Below are 4,112 nucleotides of genomic sequence, written 5' to 3' on the forward strand. Positions count from 1 at the left end.
GCGGCCTCTCCGGCAAGCGTGCGTTAGCCCTGCGGGAGCTTGCCCTGGGAGTGGAGGGGCTGGAGCGGTTCGTCCGCCGAGAGCCTTTGCGTCGGGTTCATGAGTGCGCTTTTGCGGTTCTTGCTCTGGAGTCAGAGCCGGTAGACCCGCGATTGTAAGGATTATAGGATAGGGCGAAACCTCTTGCGGTTTTGCACCGTCTCTAAAAATAGTAAGGGGTGAACGTCCGTTTAGCACGTTTCCTGTTAAAAACGATAGGGAACTTATCAGCGGTTTACACCGTAAATAATAGGATAGTACTGTCTCCGTAAGCCGGAGCAAAGACCGGAGGCGTTTCAAAAGACACCTCCACTGGGTATAAGAAAGAAATGACTACACTAACGCCGGATACCATAACTGAACAGCAACTGGATACGGCGGAGGCGCCAACGACGGCTCTCTCCGAGTCGGAGGTTGCGCAGAGCACTCCCGAGCAAGATGAAAGCTTTGATCCGATGAAAGAGTTTTCGTTTACGGCATTTGTCGCCGACCGTGGAGGCGCCAACAGTGTGGCCCTTTTAACACCACGTCAAGAGCGCTGGCTCGCCCGCTGTGTTGAGCGCGGTGGCAAGCAGGGCGAGCGTGCCCGTGAGATCCTGGTGAATGCGAACCTGCGCCTTGTCACCAGTATCGCTAAGAAGTACCAGAACCGTGGGATCGCCATGGAAGACCTGATTCAGGAAGGCACCCTCGGCCTGATCCACGCCGTGGATAAGTACGACTGGCGCCGTGGCTTCCGCTTCTCAACCTACGCCACCCACTGGATTCGCCAGGCACTGGGCCGCGCCGTGGAGAACCAGGGACGCACGATCCGCCTGCCCTCGCACGCTATTGAGAGCCTGGGTAAGATCAAGCGTACCCGTGAGATGCTGGCCACGCGCTTCAACCGCGTCCCCACCCCACAGGAGATCGCCCACGAGATCAGCCTGCCGGTAGACAAAGTCGAGACGCTCTTAGAGGCTGAGACACCCGAACCCATGAGCTTGGACGCGCCTGCGGGCGACTCCACCACTCGCCTCGGCGATCTGCTGCCCGCCGAAGATGCCACGAGCCCCTCGGCGCGCATCTTCCGCCGTGCTCTGCGGGACGAGATCAACAAGGCGCTGGATCACCTGAGCAGCCGCGAGAAAGAAGTGCTCTCCCTGCGCTACGGACTCTCAGAGGATCAGGAGCAGCCCATGACTTTAGAGCAAGTCGGCAAAGCGCTACACCTCTCTCGGGAGCGTGCCCGCCAGATCGAGGCAGGAGCACTGCAAAAGCTACGCCGTAGCGAAGTTGGGGGCCGCCTCCGCGACACAGTCATTGCTTAGATCGCCTAAAATTAAAGGCCCGCCGGATGGCGGGCTTTTTTTATTTGCGGAGCGCTCTTGCAAATCTCTCGGTGATCTGAGCCGGGCGGGTGATCGCGCCCCCCACGATCACCGCAAAGGCTCCAGCATCAAGGGCAGCGCGAGCATCTTCCGGTGAGTGAATCCGGCCCTCGGCGAAAAGCGGCACGGGAAGCTTGTGCGCGGCAAGTCTTGCGACAAGCTCTAAGTCCGGGCCAGAAAGCTTGGGAGAGTCTGGCGTGTAGCCGGAGAGTGTGGTGGAGATCGCATCCGCACCGGCCTCAACCGCAGCCACCGCCGATGCTTCGTTGTCAATATCGGCCAGCACCAGCCGCCCCGTTGTGCGTTTAATGGCCTGAATTAGCTCTGCCGTCGTGCCCTCGGGGTGCGGACGGAGTGTGGCATCTATCGCGATAATCTCCGCACCGGCCTCAGCAATGGCCACCGCCTCACGGAGCCTTGGGGTGATATAGACCTCGTCAAAGCCCGGTACGACCACTTTCCAGAGCCCAAACAGCGGCAGCTCGGGTACCTCGGCCTTGATCGCGGCACAGTCTATCGGAGTATTGGCGCGAATTCCAACCGCTCCTCCGAGCGTTGCCGCCCGTGCGAGCCTGGCCATGATCTCGGAGCCAAAGAGCGGTTCCCCTTCGAGTGCCTGGCAGGAGACGATCAGTCCGCCTTGAAGCGGTGTAAAAAGCTTGTCCACGGCGCTATTGTATCAAGTCTGACTAAGATCAGGGCCAGATCGTCGTAGAAGCGCCCGGCGGGGGCGGAGGCCAGAGCCACCAGAGCATCGGCGGCGGCCTCAACATCGGCGGCTCCACGAACCGCATCGGTGACCGCGAGGGGATCGGTGTACTTAAAGAGCCCGTCGCTGGCGAGCAGGAGGGTTCCGGGCGAGGTGAGCTTGAGCGCAAAAGCAACAGGCTCTGCGGCGGCGGTACCCAGATGCGGCTTGCGTCTCTGTGCCTCCGTGATATCGAAGTGCCCCTCCGACGTGATCCACCAGGCCTCTGAGTCGCCCACGGAGGCTCCCACGAGCTTTTGCGAGGTGAGGGTTAGCCCGATCAGCGTGGTCTGGCCCGCATCTGTGTGGGCCGCTAAAGCGTCGTCCAGCGCCCGGAAGAACCCCGGCCAGAGCCGAGCGCCGTTCTTAGCCAGCTTGGCCCCCTCGATCTCCACAGTCTCGATTGCAAGCTGCGCCGCCTCACCGCCGCCCGGTCGCCCGCCCACCCCATCGGCAAGAGCAAGCACCAGGGTCTGTGGCGCGGCATGCACAATCAGCGCACGGTCTTCCGAAGCCTCGCCTCGGTAGCTTGCCAGCCGCGAGGCACTCGTAAAAAGCGACATGGCTACTTTACCGGTGAGCGGGTGATCTCGGTAGCAAGCGCTTCTAAAACCAGCGCAATGGGCGCTATTTTCTTACTCGTAGGACGCTTTGCGTTCGGATCATCGAAGCGGGCAATCGCGACGGTTTTCTGAAACGGGAGTCGGCGCATGACCTGAAGGGACTCGGCGGCAACGCGCTGGGCTCCAGTGCCACGCATCACGCGGGCAGCAAACGTGAGCTGTGCTTCTTTGGGGCTCCCATGAAGCACTCCCTGTAGCTCAAACGCCCCCTGCCCAAGACTCTGAGCAACCTTCGTGTTGTTTTCGAGCACCAGGATCTTCTTCTCGATAACCGTCCTGCGCGTCCCAGGGCCAAGCCGAACCAGAGTCAGGGCAAGCTGGTAGCGCAGCGAGCGCACATCGGCAAGCGGCACCAGCTGGGCAAGAAGCTCGACGGCCTCTTTTTCTCCCTGAACCGTGAGGCGCATCTGCGCGTCATTGGGCGTCAGCGAGACAATTCCCTCGGGCTTTTTCAGGCCCGCGACGAACTTACTGGGCTTGAGGTTCTGGAAGTGCAGGTTACGGATGACGGTCTGCATGGCACTAGAAATCCGCGCTTCCGGGCGTACGGGGGAAGGGAATCACGTCCCGAATGTTCTTCATGCCCGTCAGATAGAGCACCAGGCGCTCCAGCCCGAGACCAAAGCCCGCATGGGGCGCGGAGCCGTACTTACGCAGCTCCAAGTACCACCAGTACACGTCTTCGGGGAGCTCCTGCTTGCGGATCTTGTCAATCAGCACGTCGTAGCGCTCCTCGCGCTGGCTCCCTCCAATGATCTCCCCGATACGCGGCGCAAGAACATCCATGGCCCGGACGGTTTTTTCATCGTCGTTGAGGCGCATGTAGAACGCCTTGATCTCCTTGGGGTAGTCCGTGACAATCACCGGACGCTGGAAGACTTCATCGGTGAGATAGCGCTCATGCTCAGACTGGAGATCACAGCCCCAGAAAACGGGGAACTCGAAGCTCTTGGCCTTGCTGGCTTTTTCGAGGATACTGATGGCCTCCGTGTAGGTAATCTGTCCAAACGTGCTACGGGCCACTTTTTCCAGAGTTGGCAGAACATTTTCATCAATGCGCTTGGTGAAAAACTCCAAATCAGCCGCGCAAGTATCGAGGACATGCTGAATCACATACTTTAGAAACGCCTCCGCAAGCGCTTTATTGCCCTCTAAGTCACAGAAGGCCATCTCGGGCTCGATCATCCAGAACTCGGCTAAGTGGCGTGGGGTATTGGAGTTCTCAGCTCGAAACGTGGGACCAAAGGTGTAGCAGTTGGTAAAGGCTAGCGCGAAGATCTCGGCCTCAAGCTGCCCGGAGACCGTGAGATGCGCCTGCTTGCCAAAGAAGTC

At 59.9% G+C, this 4,112-nt stretch carries 5 protein-coding genes and 1 pseudogene; 2 read left to right on the plus strand and 4 right to left on the minus strand.

Going from position 1 to position 4,112, the window contains the following annotated elements:
* A pseudogene (locus AC1XOS_RS20455) lies at positions 1-158 on the plus strand (hypothetical protein); the annotation flags it as partial.
* Between the two features lie 210 nt (positions 159-368).
* Positions 369-1,349 carry a sigma-70 family RNA polymerase sigma factor gene (locus AC1XOS_RS20460; protein WP_481964062.1) on the plus strand — a complete coding sequence of 327 codons (981 nt, stop codon included), beginning with the start codon at positions 369-371 and terminating at the stop codon, positions 1,347-1,349.
* A gap of 40 nt (positions 1,350-1,389) precedes the next feature.
* On the opposite strand, the gene AC1XOS_RS20465 is transcribed toward AC1XOS_RS20460, so the two are convergent.
* The 4 genes from AC1XOS_RS20465 to asnS form a co-directional block, all read right to left on the minus strand.
* The gene (locus AC1XOS_RS20465; RefSeq protein WP_481964063.1) at positions 1,390-2,076 is read right to left on the minus strand and encodes an N-acetylmannosamine-6-phosphate 2-epimerase; all 687 of its coding nucleotides are present in this window, start codon (positions 2,074-2,076) and stop codon (positions 1,390-1,392) included.
* Entirely contained in the window at positions 2,040-2,720 is a 681-nt protein-coding gene (locus tag AC1XOS_RS20470) for a SpoIIE family protein phosphatase (RefSeq protein ID WP_481964064.1), read from the minus strand. Before AC1XOS_RS20470 ends, AC1XOS_RS20465 begins: the two co-directional genes overlap by 37 nt.
* A gap of 2 nt (positions 2,721-2,722) precedes the next feature.
* Positions 2,723-3,298, minus strand: coding sequence for a hypothetical protein (locus AC1XOS_RS20475; protein ID WP_481964065.1), 576 nt, complete (start codon positions 3,296-3,298; stop codon positions 2,723-2,725).
* Between the two features lie 4 nt (positions 3,299-3,302).
* On the minus strand, positions 3,303-4,112 hold an 810-nt coding region (asnS, locus tag AC1XOS_RS20480; protein ID WP_481964066.1), incomplete at its 5' end, for an asparagine--tRNA ligase.

It is taken from the genome of Armatimonas sp., assembly GCF_964826245.1.

Excerpts from the sequence above, each read along its gene's own strand:
- AC1XOS_RS20460 (WP_481964062.1), top strand. The coding sequence starts at position 369 with ATGACTACACTAACGCCGGATACCATAACTGAACAGCAACTGGATACG.
- AC1XOS_RS20470 (WP_481964064.1), bottom strand. The coding sequence starts at position 2,720 with ATGTCGCTTTTTACGAGTGCCTCGCGGCTGGCAAGCTACCGAGGCGAG.
- AC1XOS_RS20475 (WP_481964065.1), bottom strand. The coding sequence starts at position 3,298 with ATGCAGACCGTCATCCGTAACCTGCACTTCCAGAACCTCAAGCCCAGT.